At 27.2% G+C, this 17,678-nt stretch carries 15 protein-coding genes; 12 read left to right on the forward strand and 3 right to left on the reverse strand.

The window, feature by feature from the left end; genetic code table 11:
• Positions 1–605: 605 nt before the first annotated feature.
• Genes O212_RS0103815 through O212_RS0103835 form a run of 5 tightly spaced genes read left to right on the forward strand, consistent with a single transcriptional unit; the run spans position 606 to position 6,151 of the window.
• The gene (locus O212_RS0103815; protein WP_024613833.1) at positions 606–2,246 is read left to right on the forward strand and encodes a peptide ABC transporter substrate-binding protein; all 1,641 of its coding nucleotides are present in this window, start codon (positions 606–608) and stop codon (positions 2,244–2,246) included.
• A gap of 27 nt (positions 2,247–2,273) precedes the next feature.
• Positions 2,274–3,221, forward strand: a complete 948-nt coding sequence (locus tag O212_RS0103820) for an ABC transporter permease (RefSeq protein ID WP_024613834.1) — start codon at positions 2,274–2,276, stop codon at positions 3,219–3,221.
• Between the two features lie 11 nt (positions 3,222–3,232).
• Positions 3,233–4,150 carry an ABC transporter permease gene (locus O212_RS0103825; protein WP_024613835.1) on the forward strand — a complete coding sequence of 306 codons (918 nt, stop codon included), beginning with the start codon at positions 3,233–3,235 and terminating at the stop codon, positions 4,148–4,150.
• Positions 4,151–4,179: 29 nt separating this feature from the next.
• A complete protein-coding gene (locus tag O212_RS0103830) occupies positions 4,180–5,205 on the forward strand; it encodes an ABC transporter ATP-binding protein (protein WP_024613836.1) in 1,026 nt (341 codons plus the stop codon).
• Complete coding sequence (locus O212_RS0103835) at positions 5,198–6,151, forward strand: oligopeptide/dipeptide ABC transporter ATP-binding protein (protein WP_024613837.1); 954 nt, start codon at positions 5,198–5,200, stop codon at positions 6,149–6,151. Before O212_RS0103830 ends, O212_RS0103835 begins: the two co-directional genes overlap by 8 nt.
• 66 nt (positions 6,152–6,217) lie before the next feature.
• Here O212_RS0103835 and trpS read toward each other — a convergent pair whose 3' ends face one another.
• Together trpS and O212_RS0103845 are read right to left on the reverse strand one after the other, a co-directional pair.
• Positions 6,218–7,222, reverse strand: coding sequence for a tryptophan--tRNA ligase (gene trpS, locus O212_RS0103840; protein ID WP_024613838.1), 1,005 nt, complete (start codon positions 7,220–7,222; stop codon positions 6,218–6,220).
• Between the two features lie 78 nt (positions 7,223–7,300).
• On the reverse strand, positions 7,301–8,410 hold the full coding sequence (locus tag O212_RS0103845) for an endospore germination permease (RefSeq protein WP_024613839.1): 1,110 nt from the start codon (positions 8,408–8,410) through the stop codon (positions 7,301–7,303).
• A gap of 102 nt (positions 8,411–8,512) precedes the next feature.
• Between O212_RS0103845 and O212_RS0103850 the strand changes: the two genes are divergently transcribed.
• Together O212_RS0103850 and O212_RS0103855 are read left to right on the forward strand one after the other, a co-directional pair.
• Positions 8,513–9,943, forward strand: coding sequence for a spore germination protein (locus O212_RS0103850; RefSeq protein ID WP_024613840.1), 1,431 nt, complete (start codon positions 8,513–8,515; stop codon positions 9,941–9,943).
• The gene (locus tag O212_RS0103855; protein WP_242829553.1) at positions 9,918–11,045 is read left to right on the forward strand and encodes a Ger(x)C family spore germination protein; all 1,128 of its coding nucleotides are present in this window, start codon (positions 9,918–9,920) and stop codon (positions 11,043–11,045) included. The genes O212_RS0103850 and O212_RS0103855 overlap by 26 nt, the downstream gene beginning before the upstream one ends.
• 64 nt (positions 11,046–11,109) lie before the next feature.
• On the opposite strand, the gene O212_RS0103860 is transcribed toward O212_RS0103855, so the two are convergent.
• A complete protein-coding gene (locus O212_RS0103860; RefSeq protein WP_024613842.1) occupies positions 11,110–12,225 on the reverse strand; it encodes an endospore germination permease in 1,116 nt (371 codons plus the stop codon).
• Positions 12,226–12,327: 102 nt separating this feature from the next.
• On the opposite strand from O212_RS0103860, the gene O212_RS0103865 reads away from it, so the two are divergent.
• From O212_RS0103865 to tyrS, 5 genes are all read left to right on the forward strand, one after another.
• A complete protein-coding gene (locus tag O212_RS0103865; protein WP_024613843.1) occupies positions 12,328–13,749 on the forward strand; it encodes a spore germination protein in 1,422 nt (473 codons plus the stop codon).
• Complete coding sequence (locus O212_RS0103870; protein WP_029699161.1) at positions 13,733–14,869, forward strand: Ger(x)C family spore germination protein; 1,137 nt, start codon at positions 13,733–13,735, stop codon at positions 14,867–14,869. The genes O212_RS0103865 and O212_RS0103870 overlap by 17 nt, the downstream gene beginning before the upstream one ends.
• Positions 14,870–14,959: 90 nt before the next feature.
• Positions 14,960–16,081 carry an RNA-binding domain-containing protein gene (locus O212_RS0103875; protein ID WP_024613845.1) on the forward strand — a complete coding sequence of 374 codons (1,122 nt, stop codon included), beginning with the start codon at positions 14,960–14,962 and terminating at the stop codon, positions 16,079–16,081.
• A 73-nt stretch (positions 16,082–16,154) separates the two neighbouring features.
• Positions 16,155–16,571, forward strand: a complete 417-nt coding sequence (locus tag O212_RS0103880; protein ID WP_024613846.1) for a hypothetical protein — start codon at positions 16,155–16,157, stop codon at positions 16,569–16,571.
• A gap of 400 nt (positions 16,572–16,971) precedes the next feature.
• Positions 16,972–17,678: tyrosine--tRNA ligase (tyrS, locus tag O212_RS0103885; RefSeq protein ID WP_024613847.1), on the forward strand; the 707-nt coding region annotated here is incomplete at its 3' end.

The following is a 17,678-nucleotide window of genomic DNA, read 5'->3' on the forward strand; positions in this document are numbered from 1 at the left end:
TTATTTTTATTGCTCCTTTTATATTTTACATTTGATAAAAGTTAATTTTGTATAGTATTTAGAATTTTTATTTATAGAACTTAAAGTTTTTAATAAATATATTTATTATATGTAGTAAATGTAATTTGAGAAGTTAATATGAGAAAAAATATTAATAAAATATTAACTAGAAACAAATTGTTAATAAAAGGGCTATAATTGTACATTTTTTTATTAAGCTAAAATTACAAATAATTAAAAATTAATAAAATTACCTAACAAATGTTAATTAGTTAAAATACCATATAAAACTATAAAAAAATGTATTTATATTAGTTGAATTATACATATATATATTAAACTTAAAATGGTTTTAAACTCTTTAAAATAGCAGTTTTTAGCCGTTTTTTATTTTAAAATAAATGTATAAATTTTCAAAGAAAAAACGGAAAAAATTTCATTAGTAAATGAGTGGAATACAAGTGTATACAACATGTAAACAAATGATAAAATGATAAAAAAGTTATCAAAATTTTAAGAAAATGTTAATTGTATTTAAAATTTACTAAAAATATAAAATTGCTTCTTTGAATTTTTGATAAAATATATAAAAAGGGGGCATAAAAATGAAAGCTAGAAAAGCAATAAGTACATTTTTAATTAGTGGATTAGTAGTTATGTTATTTACAGGATGTGGAAGTAAAGATTCTGTAACACAAAAAAATTCAAAAACATTAAATTTAACAACTGGGGCAGTTAAAACAATGGATTCTGTAAAAGCTACTGATTCCGAATCATTTAATATAGTACAAAATACTCAAGAAACATTATTAGTATATGATAATGATAAGCCAGTACCAGGAGCAGCGAAATCATTTGAAAAAAGTAAAGATGAAAAAACATATACATTTCATTTAAGGGATGGACTTAAGTGGAGTGATGGAAAAAAACTTACATCAAAAGATTTTAAATATGCATGGATGAGAATGTTAGATCCAAATGTTGCAGCTGGATACTCTTTCTTTTTATTTGGTGTAAAAAATGGAGAAAATTATTTTAATGGAAAAGCAAAGGCGGAAGATGTTGGAATAAAAACGCCAGATGATAAAACTTTAGTTGTAGAACTTGAAAATCCAATCCCATATTTTTCTCAATTAGTGGCATTCCCAGCTTTAGCACCACAAAGGGAAGATATAGTTGAAAAACAAGGCGATGAATATGGAAGTAAAGAAGATGGATTAGTATTTAGCGGTCCATTTATGATTTCTAACTGGCAAAGAGGTGCCAAAATAGAATTAGTTAAAAATCCAAATTATTGGAATGAAAAAGATATTAAATTAGATGAAGTAAATTTAAGTCAAATTGGAGAAGCAAATACACAATATCAAATGTTCCTAAGTGGACAGCTTGATGTAATGTTTAAAGTTAATGGAGAATATATAAAAGAACTTCAAAAAGGAGTTAAAGAAGGTAAATGGGATGAGGCAAGTGGTGTTATGCCAACTGTTTTCTATAACCAATTTAACTTTAAAGCAAATAAAATTTTACAAAATGAAAAAATAAGACAAGCTTTTTCTATTGCAATAAATAGAGAAGAATATACAAAGGATATATTAAAAAGTGGTGTTCCAGCTTATGGATTAGTTCCAGATGGAATTTTAGTTGGTGACATGAATTATAGAAAAGAAGTTAAAGAACCGTTAAAAGAAATTATTAATAAAGATCCTAAGAAGCTATTTATAGAAGGATTAAAAGAATTAGGTCTTGATCCTGATCCTTCAAAATATAATATAAACTTTTTACTTCAAGGAAGTAGTTCAACTTATAAAAATTTAGGTGAATATTTACAAAATACTTGGAAAGATAAGATTGGAGTAAATATTAAACTTTCAATACCAGCAGATTTTTCAGATTTCTTAAGAAAAGAGGATGCTGGAGAATTTGATATAGCAATGGCTGGATGGGGTGCAGATTATAATGATCCTATGACATTCTTAGATTTATTTGGGGTTAAGAATGGAAGCAACTATGGAAAGTATAATGATCCTAAAGTCAATGAAACATTAGAAAAACTACAAACAGAAACAAATATTAATAAAAGGCTTGATATGTATAAAGAAATAGAAAAAATTGAAGTTGCTGAGAATCCAGCAGTAGCTCCGACATATTATTTAGATATACATTCATTCCAAAAGAAATATGTTCACGGAATGCAATATCCAAAGTTTGGTGGAAGTTACCAATTAAGATGGGCATATATAGAATAAGACTAAATAAATAAGGGGGCAAAATATATGGTTAAATATCTTTTAAAAAGATTAGGACTAATGATAATAACTTTATTTGTTATTGTATCAGCTACATTTTTCTTAATGAATAGTATGCCAGGAAACCCTGTAAGGGCACAAGCTAAAAAATTACCAGAATCAGTACTTAAAAATATGGAAGCAAAATATGGATTAGATAAACCTATTACAGAAAGATATGTATTATATCTTAAAAATCTTGTTAAAGGAGATTTAGGTGATTCTTTTGTAACACCAGGACTTGGAGTTGGAGAAATAATTAAGGATAGGTTTCCAGCATCAGCAAGAATAGGAGTTCAATCCGTTCTTCTAGGATTAGTAGTTGGTGTATTCCTTGGTATTTTAGCAGGATTTAAGAGAAATACTGCTGTAGATTATGTAGTTATGTTTATTGCAATACTTGGAGTTTCTATTCCAAGTTTCGTTCTTGCAACTTTAATACAAAGTACTATAGGAGGAAGTGAGGGAATTCCTATTGCAGGTTGGTTTAGCAGTAGTACTCCTTTTATAGAAAGATTTAAATTTACAATATTACCAACAATAGCATTAAGTTTTAGTAGTATAGCAACTTATGCAAGATATATGAGAGCTTCAGTTCTAGATGTTCTTGGACAAGATTATATATTAACTGCAAAAGCTAAGGGCTTATCTTCTGGAAAAATAACTTTTAGACATGTTTTAAGAAATTCTATATTACCAATAATAACAATACTTGGACCACAAATAGCTACAATAATTACAGGAACTGTAGTTATTGAAAGAATATTTGCTATCCCAGGTATTGGAAATGGACTTGTGGATGCAATATACACAAAAGACTATAACGTAATTATGGGATTAACATTGTTCTTTGCAGCACTTTATATATTATCAATTCTTATAGTAGATATTTTATATAGTGTTATAGATCCACGTATTAAATTAGAGGGTAAATAGGAGGGGTAAGTATGGCTGAATTAACTAAAGAGAAATTTAGAGTTGTTGGTATAGATAAAAATAAAGCAGAACAAATAGCTAGGCCTAACTTAACATATTGGCAAGATGCTTGGAGAAGGCTTAGAAAAAATAAAGTAGCATTAACATCATTAATAGTTTTAATAGTGCTTATACTTATGTGTGTAATACAACCTATGATAGCAGGAGAAAATTATATGGTTCAGAATATAAATGAAATGAATCAAGGTCCGTCAGCTTCTCATTGGTTTGGAACAGATAATCTAGGAAGAGACTTATTCGATAGATTATGGATTGGTGGTAGAGTATCATTAATCATTGCATTTGTTGGTACTATAATAGAATGTGTAGTTGGAATTATATACGGAGGAATAAGTGGATACTTTGGTGGGAAAGTAGATAGTATAATGATGAGAATTGTGGAAATTTTAAGTGGAATTCCATATTTAATTGTTGTTATATTAATTGCTATAAGACTTGGAAATGGTATATTACCTCTTTTAATTGCATTATGTATCACAGGATGGACTGGTATTGCAAGAATGGTTCGTGGACAAGTAATGCAACTTAAAGAATCTGAATATGTTATGGCTGCAAAAACTTTAGGAGCTAGTCCGCTTAGAATTATAATGAAACATATGATTCCAAATACTTTAGGAATTATTATTGTATATATAACTTTTGATATACCAAGTTACATATTTGCAGAAGCTTTTTTAAGCTTTATTGGACTTGGAATTCAACCGCCACAAACAAGTTGGGGTGCTATGGCATCAGCTGGACAACAAGTAATGCAATTTTACCCAAGTCAGCTTATATTCCCATCATTGGCAATTGCAATAACAATGCTTGCATTTAACTTATTAGGTGATGGATTAAGAGATGCGTTAGATCCTAAGCTTAGACAGTAATAGAGTTTCTTGATTTAGGAGGTATGAAAATGTCAAAAGTACTTGAAGTTAAAGATTTAAAGGTAAGATTTAAAACTTATGCAGGAGTCGTTCAGGCTGTAAGAGGCGTTAGTTTTGATTTAGAAGAAGGCGAAACTCTAGCAATAGTTGGAGAATCAGGTTGTGGAAAGAGTATAACTGCTAAATCAATAATGAGGTTATTACCAACACCACCTGCTGAGATAGATAAAGATTCAAAAATTATATGTAATGGAAAAGATGTATTGAGTTTAAATAAAAAAGAGCTTCAAAGTTTAAGAGGTGGAGATATTGGAATGATATTTCAAGATCCAATGACTTCACTAAATCCAACTATGAAACTTGGCAAACAAATAACTGAAGTTTTAGAAATTCATAGAGGATTAAAGGGTGAAGAGGCTAAAAATGAAGCTATTAGATTACTGAAACTTGTTAATATTCCAAATGCAGAAACTAGAATAAATCAATATCCATTTGAGTTTTCAGGTGGTATGAGACAAAGAATGATGATAGCAATTGCACTTGCATGTCAGCCAAAAATATTAATAGCAGATGAACCAACTACAGCACTTGATGTAACTATTCAAGCACAAATAATGGATCTTATTGATGAATTAAAAGAAAAATTTAAAACAGCTGTAGTTTTAATAACTCATGACTTAGGTGTTGTTGCAGAACATTCTGATAAAATTCAAGTTATGTATGCTGGGATAATCTTAGAAAGAGGAACAGTTAAAGAAATATTTGAAGATTCAAAACATCCTTATACATGGGCTCTTTTAAGATCAATGCCAACTTTAGATACAGAACATAAATCAGAGTTATATTCAATAGAAGGTACACCACCTGATCTTCTAAATCCTCCAAAGGGATGTCCATTTGCTGCAAGATGTGAATATGCAATGGAAATTTGTAAGGAAGAAATGCCAGAGGAAACAAAACTTTCAGAATCACATAAAGTTAATTGTTGGCTTATGCATGAATATGCTCCAAAGGTTGTATCACCTTTAAAGATAGGGGGAAAAGCTAATGAGTAAAGAAGTATTATTAGAAGTTAAAAATTTAAAAAAGTATTTTAATGTAGGAAAAGGAAAAACATTAAAAGCAGTTGATGGAGTTAGCTTTACTATAAATAAAGGAGAAACATTAGGATTAGTTGGTGAATCAGGATGTGGTAAAACTACATGTGGTAGAACTATAATTGGTCTTTATGATGTAACTGATGGAGAGGTATTACTTGATGGAGTCGATATGACTAAGTTAAGTAATAAAGAAAGAAGAAAACATGCAAGATTCGCACAAATGATATTTCAAGATCCTTATGCATCATTAAATCCACGTATGACAGTTGGAGATATAATAGCAGAAGGAATTGATATACACAAGCTTTATACAGGAGAAGCTAGAACTAAAAGGATATATGAACTTTTAGATCTTGTTGGTCTTAATAAAGAACATGCATCAAGATTTCCACATGAATTTTCAGGTGGCCAAAGACAGCGTATAGGAATAGCAAGAGCACTTGCTGTTGAACCTAAATTCATCGTATGTGATGAACCTATATCAGCACTTGATGTATCAATACAAGCACAAGTTGTTAATTTACTTATTGATCTTCAAAATAAAATGGGATTAACTTATCTTTTTATAGCTCATGATTTATCAATGGTTAGACATATATCAGATAAGGTTGGAGTAATGTATTTAGGTAATTTGATGGAATTATCATATAGTAATGAAATATATGAAGAACCACTTCATCCTTATACTAAGGCACTTATGTCAGCTATACCAGTAGCAGAGTATAATGAAGGTGATAAAAAAAGAATAGAGCTTCAAGGTGAGATAAGTAGCCCTATAAATCCAACTCCAGGATGTAGATTTGCAAGTAGATGTAAATTTGCAAAAGATATATGTAGAAAAGAAACACCGGAGCTAAAGGAAGTTAAAAAAGATCATTTAGTAGCATGCCATCTATATTAATTTTTATAGATTAAGTCAAAATACAAAAGAAAAAGGTTAAAGCTAAAAGCTTTAACCTTTTTCTTTTTATCTAGGTATAAATCCAATCTTCTTTTGCATTTTTCTTAATGTTTTATTAGCTATATATGAAGCTTTGTTAGCTCCTTCTTTGTAAATAGCTTCTAGAGCTTTCTTATCTTTAGTAAGCTCTTTAACTTTGTCTTGAATTGGAGTTAATTCATTAACTATTGCATCTGCTACATCTTTTTTTAGTTCAGCATAACCTTTACCTTCATAGTTTTTAACAAGACTTTCTGGTTCTACGTTATTTATAGCAGCTAATATGTTAAGTAAATTTTTAACTCCAGGTTGTTCATCTGAATAGTTAACAATACCTAAGCTATCTGTTACTGCCCTTGAAACTTTCTTTCTTATAACTTCAGGTGGATCCATTAATAAAATAAATGAGTTTGGATTATCATCAGATTTTGACATTTTTTTAGTTGGATCTTGTAAACTCATTATTTTAGCACCTGTTTTAGGTACATATCCATCAGGAATTTTAAAAGTTTCACTGTAATTATTATTAAATCTTGCAGCGATATCTCTTGTAAGTTCTAAATGTTGGATTTGGTCTTTTCCAACTGGAACTAAATCAGTTTGATAAAGTAAAATATCAGCAGCCATAAGTACAGGATATGTAAATAAACCTGTTCCTACTGAGTTACCAGCTTTTTTTGATTTATCCTTATATTGAGTCATTCTTGAAAGCTCACCAACATATGAATTACAAGTTAAAAGCCATGCGCATTCTGAATGTGCAGGTACGTGAGATTGAATGAAAAGAGTATTCTTTTCAGGATCAATTCCGCATGCTAAATATATTGAAAGAAGTTCTAATGTTCTTCTTCTTAAGTCTGCTGGTTTTTGTGGTACTGTTATTGCATGTAAATCAACTACACAAAAATAACAATTGTATTCATCTTGAAGCTTAACCCAATTTTTTATAGCTCCTAGATAATTACCTAATGTAAGGTCACCAGAAGGCTGGATTCCACTAAAGATGACTTTCTTGGCATCTTTATTTTCCATAATGCGTCACTCCTTAATTTTAGTTATATATAAAATTATAGGGGGCTTATATAGTAATGTCAATTTGAATAAAATAAGTTATTTTTTATTTGAATCTTTAGGCGTAATATTAGGGAGAAGATTTTTACGCCACTTAATGAAATAAAGTAAAAATGTTATAAATGGTAGCAAACAAAATACAATTAATGAAATGAACTTATATATTTTTAACATATCAAATAAAAAGTAATGATGTTTTGCTAATGGGTATGAAAATGCAAATACTAAAATTGAATAAATAACTGCAAATACTTTTTTATTATTGAATGAATCAGCATAAATATATCTTACAGCAAGAGCTGAAAGGGTGTATTTAAGTGTCCAAATACATACTGTTTTTGATATAAAAAATAAGTCTCCAAATTCTATAAAACCATCTATTTGTATTCTTTGAACTCTTATAAATTCAGGATAATAAATATTATAAGCTCTAAGTGGTCCAAAAGTTGCTATTGCAGATGCGATACTTATAAGAACAATAAATACAACAAAAATATTAGTTAAAGTTGTATACTTTAAAAAATTATTTTTTTTCTTAATGCATTTTAGAAATGGAAATGTTATTGCTGTTGAGGCAAAAGAACCAAGTATAATAAGAATGCAAAATATAAATTCTTTATTTATTCCATATCCCATTATAGGAAGTAAAAGTTGAGGTCTTATATATTTAAAGGTAAAAGTTTCAACTATAAATACAGAAACATATATAAATACACAGGATATTATTATTACTATTGTAAGAGTATCTAATTTTCTTGTTATTAAATAAGTAGATGGAATTAAAAACAATATTAATGAATACCAAATTGGGGTTTCTAAAAATATATTTGTATGAATAGAATCAGCTTGTATAGCAGCTGTTTCCACTGATGTTATAAATAAATGTAGTGCAAAAATAAAAATAAGTATTTTACTTATTATTTTAGGATATGTACTTTTAAATATTTCAGTGAAGTCAAAATTATCAGTTTTTTTACATACATAAAAAATAAAAAAGGAAAAAGCTATGTATATAATACCAGCTATAATTGCAGCAACCCAAGTATCTCTATTTCCTAAGCTTATAAATACAGATGAGTAACTTCTAAGACTTATTGCTGAAACTATAAGTATAAAAAATATATAATGTTTAGTTGATATTTTATTCATTTAATCACCTCTGAAACTATAACTTACCATATTCAAATATAGTATTAGCAAAATAATGAATATTAAACATTTATGGAGGAATAATATTTTTAGGTGATGCTTATGAATAAAAATTTACAAATAATAAAAGACAGATTTAAAGATAGCTTTGACGTTAAATACAGAGAAATAAACGGAGAGCTTGGAAAGATGACTTTAGTATTTATTGATAACTTATGTAGCACTCAGTTTATAAGTGATTATATTGTAGCCCCAATAAGGGCTAAAAGAGTACCATGCAATAATATGGATGAATTAATTAGCAACGTACTTGAGATAAATATTGCAAATTACGTTAAGGATAAAAATAATTTGGATGATGCTCTCTTACATATAGTTTCTGGGGACATTGTAATATTTGTTGAAGGCTATGAAGAAATAGTATATTGCGAAGTAAAGGGATATGTAAGAAGGAGTGTAGGTATTCCAGTTACTGAAGCTGTAGTTAAAGGACCTAGGGAAGGTTTCAATGAATTATTTGTTGATAATATTGCACTAATAAGAAGAAGAATTAAAAATCCAGATCTTAAGTTTGAACCAATTTATGTAGGAGAAAAAAGTCAAACTGTTGTTTGTATATCTTACATAAAAGATGTAGCTCCAAAAAATTTAATAGATTATGTTAAAAAGTGTGTTAATGACATGGATTTAGAATTTGTTTTAGATACAAATTATGTTGAAAGCAAGCTTAAGGAAAAAGACTCTGTATTTGATACAACGGGATATACAGAAAAGCCAGATGAAGTTGCAGCAAAGCTTATGGAAGGAAGGGTTGCTATATTAGTTGATGGTACACCATTTGTAGTTACAGTACCGTACTTTTTTATAGAAAACTTTCAAACACCTGATGATTATTATATAAATAGACTTTTTGCTAATTTTACGAGAGGTCTTAGAATTTTAGCATTTATATTTGCTACATTTGTACCTGGTCTTTACGTTGCAATAATAACATATCATTTTGCTCTTATTCCTTCATTATTCTTATTTAGGCTTGCTGTATCTAGAGCAGGAGTTCCACTTCCAACTATTGTAGAAGTGCTCATAATGATGCTTGCATTCCAAATTATAAAGGAAGCAGGTCTTAGACTTCCACAGCCTATTGGTGGAGCAATGAGTATAGTTGCAGCTCTTATTTTGGGAGATGCAGCTGTTGGAGCTGGAGTTGCATCAAGAATTACGATAATTGTAGTTGCACTTAGTTCTTTAAGTTATTTCTTAATTCCAAAGCTTTATGGTGCAGTATCAATTTGGTCTATAATATTTGTTTTGGCAGGGGCTATATATGGATTACCAGGTATATTTATATGTTTAATTATATTTATTACTACATTAGCAGATTTAAAAAGCACTGGGTACCCATATTTATTTCCAGTAGGTAGTTTAGATATTTTTAAGTTTAAAGATGTAGTATACAGGGGGAGATTAAGTAGAATATCAAAAACTATAATTGGAAAGGGGAAAGAATATGATAGTTTTAAAAAGAAGTTTTAAATTACTAATTATGATTTTACTTATTCCAATTATATTAGTTGGGTGCTTTAATTATAGGGAAATTAACACTGTTACATTTACAACTTGTGCTATATTTGATATAGCAGATAATGGTGAGATATTACTTTACTTAGACTGTGTAAAGCCGTATAGAAATGCAAGTGAAAGTTCTGATAAAGGGCAGAGAATAATATATAAAGGTACAGGGAAAACAGCTCTTGAGGCAATAAGAGATATTAATTCAGCATCAAGTTATAAAGTTAATTTTACTCAAAATAGAGCAATAATATTTACTGAAAAGGCTGCAAGAAAAGGAATAGATAAATATCTTAGCTTAATAAATACAGATCAAGAATTCCAAGTTAAGCCGTATGTTTTTGTTTTTTTTGGAAATGTTGAGGAGTTAATAAAAATAAGTTCAAGCGATGAAGAATACTTAGGATTATTTTTAAATGAATTAGTTCAAAAAAATAAAGCTAATCCAAGGTCAATAGTTACTAATATAAGTGATTATTTAATAGAATCAAAAGTTGGTAATAATTATGCAGTAATTGGAGGATTAGATATTAGGAAAGATGTTATAGATGAGAGAGTTGAACTTTCTGGTGGTGCTCTTATGAGAAGGACAGAAATGGTTGAACGAATAGATAGAACAGAAGGTATGAGTTATAATTTCCTTATGAATAGAATAAAAACAGGTACATTAGAAGCTAAAAATCCGCAGATGAAAGAAGGATTTTTAACATTAGAAATATTAAATAGTAAAACTAAAACTAATATAGAATATACAGGTGGAGAAGTTATACTTACAAAAAAAATAAAAATAAATACTGTAATTGCAGAATCTCAAGGAAGATTTATTGCAACTAAAGAATCTATTATGGAAATTAAAAAAAATCAAGAAGAGAATATTAAAGAATATTTGCAACAATTTTTTTATAGGTTTTCAAATAAACAAATAGATGTATTACAAGTAGAGAGACTTTTAGAAATGAAATATCCAAAACTGCAAGTTGAAGACATTCTTTCTAAAATAAATTTAAATATAGATGTAGATATTGAAATAACAGAAAGTAATAGAGTAAAAGATAATTATTTTTAAAAATAAATTTAATAATAAAAAACTTATAATATATGACTTTTAAAGTTATATATTATAAGTTTTTTTATTTTGTTAAGGGTTCCTTTATTGTTATTTTAGGGATGAGCTTATTTCGCCATTTTATGTAATAAATTAAATATGCTATAAATGGTAATATAAAGAAAGTAACTAACATAATATATTGATAATATTTTAGTAGTGAAAATAAGAAGTAGTGGTTATCTGTTATTAGATAGCTAATTATAAACATAGATAAGGAATAAAATATTATAAAAAGTTTTTTATTTGTTATTAAATTTTTATGTAAATAAATTATTGAAATAGCACATATTACATATTTTATAAGCCATGATGATGCAAATCTAACTATAAATAATAAATCACCTAATTCTATAAAACCAAAGTTTTGGATTCTTTTTGATTTTATAAATTCAGGATAATAAATATTTGCACCTCTAGTTGGACCAAAAGTTGATATTATTGCAATAGCACTTAAAATACATAAAAAAGTTACGAATAAATTTCCTAAAAAAACATGCTTACTTAAATGCATACCTTTTGTCTTATCAATATTTTTTAAAAATGGATATACAATTAAGGCGGAAGAATATGCACCTAAACTAATAAAAATACATTCTATAAAATCTTTATTAATTCCAAATTGCATTATAGGTGTTAATAAGGTAAAGTCCTTGTAAGGAAATGCTAAAACTTCTACTAGAATAATGAATATAGTTAATAAAATAACTATTATAATAGTTGTAATTAATAGTGCTTCAAAAGATATTGTAATCATAAAGATTGCAGGTATTATAAAAAATATTAATGTATACCATATTGGAGTTTCTAGAAAAATATTACAATGTATAGCATCACTTTGAATAGAAGCAGATTCGATTCCATTTAAAAAAATAGTAATTGTAAATAGTATTAGAATAAATATGTAAATTGGCTTTGGAAATGCTGATTTAAAAACTTCTTTTATATCGAAATTATCAGTTTTCTTACATACATATATTATAAAGGCACTATACATAATAAAAATTATTGCTGCAATAATTAAAGCAATCCAAGTATCTCTTCCACCAAGCTCTAAAAATATGGAAGCATAACTTCTAGAACTTATGTTACAAACTATAATTATAAAAAAAGCAAAATGCCAACTAGAAATTCTCTTCATTTAATCACCTCTAAATCAATAACTTACCATATTAAAATATAGTATTAGCAAAATAATGAATATTAAACATTTATTGAGGAATAATATTTTTAGGTGATGATTATGAAAAATAATTTAGAAATATTAAAGGAAAATTTAAACGGTAGTTTTGATGTTAAATATAGAGAAGTTGATAGTAGTATAGGTAAAGTTACTCTAGTTTTTATTGATAATCTTTGTAATACAGAATTTATAAGTGATTATATTATAAATCCAATTATAAATAAAAATATTGAATGCAATAGTATAGATGATTTAATAAAGAAGATACTTGAAATTAATATTGCAGAATTTGTTAAAGATAAGATAGATATAGAAGATGCTATATATCATATCGTTTCAGGGGATGTTATTATTTTAGTAGAGGGATATGAAGAAATAGTTTATTGTGAAGCAAAAGGTTTTGCAAAAAGAAATATAGATATTCCTTTAACTGAAGCTGTTGAGAAAGGACCAAGGGAAGGATTTAATGAAGTAGTAGTTGATAATATCGCATTAATAAGAAGAAGAATAAAAAATCCAAATTTGAAATTTGAACCAATAAAGGTTGGAAGTAAAAGTAATACTACTGTATGTATTACTTTTATAAGAGGTATTACACCTAATAAACTAGTAAATAGAATTAGAAGAGCAATAAAAAATTTAAATGAAGATTTTATATTAGATACAAATTATATAGAAATGGAGCTAAAAGATAATAATTCTCTTTTTGATACTATAGGATATACAGAAAAACCGGATGAAGTTGTATCAAAGCTTATGGAAGGGCGTATAGCCATATTAGTTGATGGAACACCCTTTGTAATAACAGCACCTTACTTTTTCTTAGAAAATTTTCAAACACCAGATGATTATTATTTAAATAGATTATATTCGAATTTTAATAGATTACTTAGATGGATTGCTTTTTTTATTGCTACCTTTTTACCAGGGTTATATGTAGCGATAATAACGTATCATTTTACTATAATACCTCCAGTTTTTTTATTTAGAATTGCAGTATCTAGGGCAGGAGTTCCAATTCCTACAGTTGTAGAGTTTTTAGTTATGATGATAGCATTTCAAATAATAAAAGAGGCAGGACTTAGATTACCACAACCTATTGGTGGAGCTATGAGTATAGTTTCAGCTCTTATTTTGGGGGATGCAGCAGTAGAAGCAGGAATAACTTCTAGAATCACTATAATAATTATAGCTTTAAGTACACTTAGCTATTTTTTAATTCCTAAAATTTATGGAGCATTATCAATATGGTCAATAGGATTTGTTCTTATAGGAGCATTGTATGGATTACCAGCTATATTTGTTCTTTTAACTGTGTTTTTAGCAAGACTTGCTAATTTACAATCAGTTGGATATTGTTATTTATTTCCTATGGGAAGCTTGGATGACTTTAAGTTTAAGGATTTAATTTATAGGGGAAGACTTAACCGTATATCCAAAACTATAATTGGAAAAGGTGAAGAGTATGAAGATAAACAATAAAAAGATTCTTTTTATAACTTTAATTATAGTAATTATAAGTTTAAATTTATCATCATGTTTTAATTATAGTGAAGTAAATCAAGTTACTTTTGCAACAGGAGTCATATTTGATTTAGATGAAAATAATAATGTTGTTATATATACTGATTGTATAAAACCACATAGAAATGCAAATCAAAGTTCTGATAGTGGAAAGAGAATTTTATATAAGGGGGTAGGAGAAACTGCATTAGAAGCAATAAGAGATATAAGTATAGCATCAAGTTATAAAATAAATTTTACACAGAATAGGGCAATTATATTTACAGAATATGCTGCTAAACAAGGACTTAACAGATTTATAGATTTAATAAATAATGATCAAGAATTTCAAATGAAGCCTTATATGTTTGTATATAATGGTGACATTAAAGAGCTTTTAGAAAGTGCAGTAAACGAAGAAGAATATTTAGGTTTATTTTTAGATGAATTAGTTCAAAAAAATAAGGCAAATTCAAAAGTTATACTATTAAATACAAATGATTATTTAGTTAAATCACAAATGTGTTCAGGATATACAGTTATGGGAATACTTGCTCTAAGAGAAGATGTAGTAGATAAAAGAGTTGAACTTTCTGGTGGTGCTGTAATAAAGAATTATAAAATGGTTGATCAATTAAATATGAATGATGGAATGAGTTATAATTTTTTAATGAATAAGATGAAAACTGGAACTTTAGAAGTCCCAAACCCTCAAGATAAGAAAAAATTAAGCACATTAGAAATATTGGGAAGTAAAACTGATACTTCTATTGATTATAATAAAAAAAGTGGAATTATAAGGGTAACTAAAAATGTTAATGTAAAAACAACAATAGCAGAGTCACAAGGAAAATTAATAATTTCAAATAATGCAGTAAATTTAATAAAGAAAGAGGCTGAAAACAATTTAAAGGATGATTTGTTAGAGTTTGCAAATAGATATTTAAGTAAAGGAGAGGATATTTTACAAGTTACTAGAGCATTAGAGAGAAAATATATTAAGGTTAGAGAAGAGGATCTTCTTTCTAATATTGATGTTGTTATAAATGTTAATATAGATATAAAAGGAGTAGGTCAAGTAAAAAATAGTCTTGAGTAACCTATTTATTACTATAAATTGGAGCAATGATTTCAATAAAGTAGTATTATATATAAAGAAAAACTTTTATATAAAGAGGGGAAAGAGATAGTGGATATTAAGAAGTTAAACTCCTTAATTAAGAAAGATGAAGGTCAAAAATTAGATTTTAAATTAAAGTTAGATTTATGGTCAGAAAGTGGTAAAAAAGAATTTGTAAAAGATATTTGTGCTATAGCAAACTCAAAGGGTGGAAGAGGGTATATAATTGTTGGGATTAGAGATAAGAGTAAACGAATTGAAGGAATAAAAAAAGATGATATGTTTTCAGAGGAGCAAGTTCAACAAATTGTGTCATCAAGAACAGAACCACCAATTCCGTTATTAGTTGAATTTTTTAAAATAGATAATAAAAAGGTTGCAGTTATAACTATATGCGATAGTGGTGAAAGACCATATCAAGTTAAGGAACATGGGATTTTTTATATAAGAAGAGGATCAACAACAGATGTTATGAGAAGAAGTGAACTTGTATCTGCATTTGAAGATAATATGGAATTAATAGTTGAAACTACAAGCGTTATTAGAAGTAATATAAATATGTTAGATGATTTACTACTTGAAAGTTACTTTGTAAAGAAAGGAATAAGTATAAATGCTAAAAATAAAATAGCATTATTGGAGGCATCTGGAATAATAAATTATATAGATGAATTAAATGATTATAGATGCACTTATGGAGGACTTTTAGTATTTTCAGAAATAAACAGTATATGTATACCAAATAATATTATAAAAATTGTAAAGGGAGATTTCAGTAAAATAATTCAAGGTAGTTTAATTACTATGGTAGATAAAGCTGAAGAAGAACTAAATAATCTTTTAGATAAAAATTATCCTAAAGTTGCAGTTTTTGAAGCTATAAAAAATGCAATACTTTATAGAGAATATACAGATATAAATAAATTTATAGAAGTTATAATCGATGAATCTAAAATAACAATTACAAGTCCGGGAGATTTTATTGATAAAAATATTGTAAAGTTACGTGGAAAAAGAAATATGTGGATTTATGAAAAGCTAATTACAATAGATAGTAAAAAAAGATTTTTAAATAATGGTAATGGACTATCAAGAATAAAAGAAGTTTTTAAAGATGACAGGAAGGTTAAGTTTATAAATTCAAGTGAAGAGAACTGTTTTAGTGTAGTACTACCAAATAATATAAAATAAAATTTATAAAATTAGGATTAATTAGAAAGTTATGAATATAATGTAATATAACTAAAAATAAGGAGTGGTCCTAATGATTAGAGTATTTTGTAACAGAAGAGGTTCAGGAAAAACTAAGAAGCTAATTGAACTTGCAAATAGCTATGTAGATAAAGCAAAAGGAGATTCTGTATATATAGATAAAAAAAATAAAAATAGAATACAATTAAATAATAAGATAAGATTTGTAGCAACAGAAGAGTTCAAGATAACTGATTGTAGTAGTTTTTATGGAGCTATTTGTGGGATAATATCTGGAAATTTTGATATTGAAAATATATATATTGATGACTTTCTTAGTATAGTTGCTTGTGACATTAATGATACCTACCATTTATTTAATAAATTAAGATCACTTACAAAAGAATATAATATAAATTTATTTATTAATATTGACTCAGAAAAAGGTATACCAAATTTTATAAAAGAATATTTATTTGATGCTGCTTAAGTAAAATATATAAAATTTAAAAAGATTACAAAGATATTTAAAAATGAAAACAATTACTATTAAAGTTAGTTGAAAGTTTTATAAAAAATTATTTTCGAAATACACTTGAGTATATTAGCATGGGATATAAATCAAGATAATTATAAATTAATGATATTTAGGAATACTAAAAATAAGGTTATTTATTTAATAACCTTATTTTATTTTGCATAAAAATATATGTATAAAATTTTCACAAAATACAAAAATTAATAAATAAAGTAAAATTATAACATATAAGCATATTAATTAGGAAAAAACACTAAAATTTATAATAAAATACCTTTTTAATTGCAAAATTTATATATTGAATATATACTATTTATTAGACATTTAGTATATGGATTTGGAGGATTTTAAGATGGCTAATGTATTAGACGAATTATTAGAACGTGGTTACATAAAGCAATTTACTCATGAAGCTGAAACAAGAGAGTTACTAGATAAAGAAAAAATAACTTTCTATATAGGATTTGATCCAACAGCTGATAGTTTACACGTTGGACACTTTATAGCAATGATGTTTATGGCTCATATGCAAAGAGCTGGACACAGACCAATAGCTTTACTTGGTGGTGGAACTGCAATGGTTGGAGATCCAAGTGGTAAAACTGATATGAGAAAAATGCTTACAAAAGAGCAAATTCAACATAATGTTGATTCAATAAAAAAACAAATGGAAAAATTTATTGATTTTACAGATGATAAAGCTCTTATAGTAAACAATGGAGATTGGCTATTAGACTTAAATTACATCGATTTCTTAAGAGAGGTTGGAGCTCACTTTACAGTAAATAAAATGCTTTCAGCAGAATGTTTTAAAAAGAGACTTGCAACTGAAAATGGTCTTTCATTTTTAGAGTTTAACTATATGTTAATGCAAGGATATGACTTCTATGTATTAAATAAGAAATACGGATGTAAGATGGAACTTGGTGGAGATGATCAATGGTCAAATATGATTGCAGGTGTTGATTTAGTTAGAAAAAAATCAAGAGAAAATGTATTTGCAATGACATGTTCACTTTTAACTAACAGTCAAGGAGAAAAAATGGGTAAAACTGTTGG

Source organism: Clostridium sp. Ade.TY, from assembly GCF_000498355.1.
Lineage (GTDB): Bacteria > Bacillota > Clostridia > Clostridiales > Clostridiaceae > Clostridium.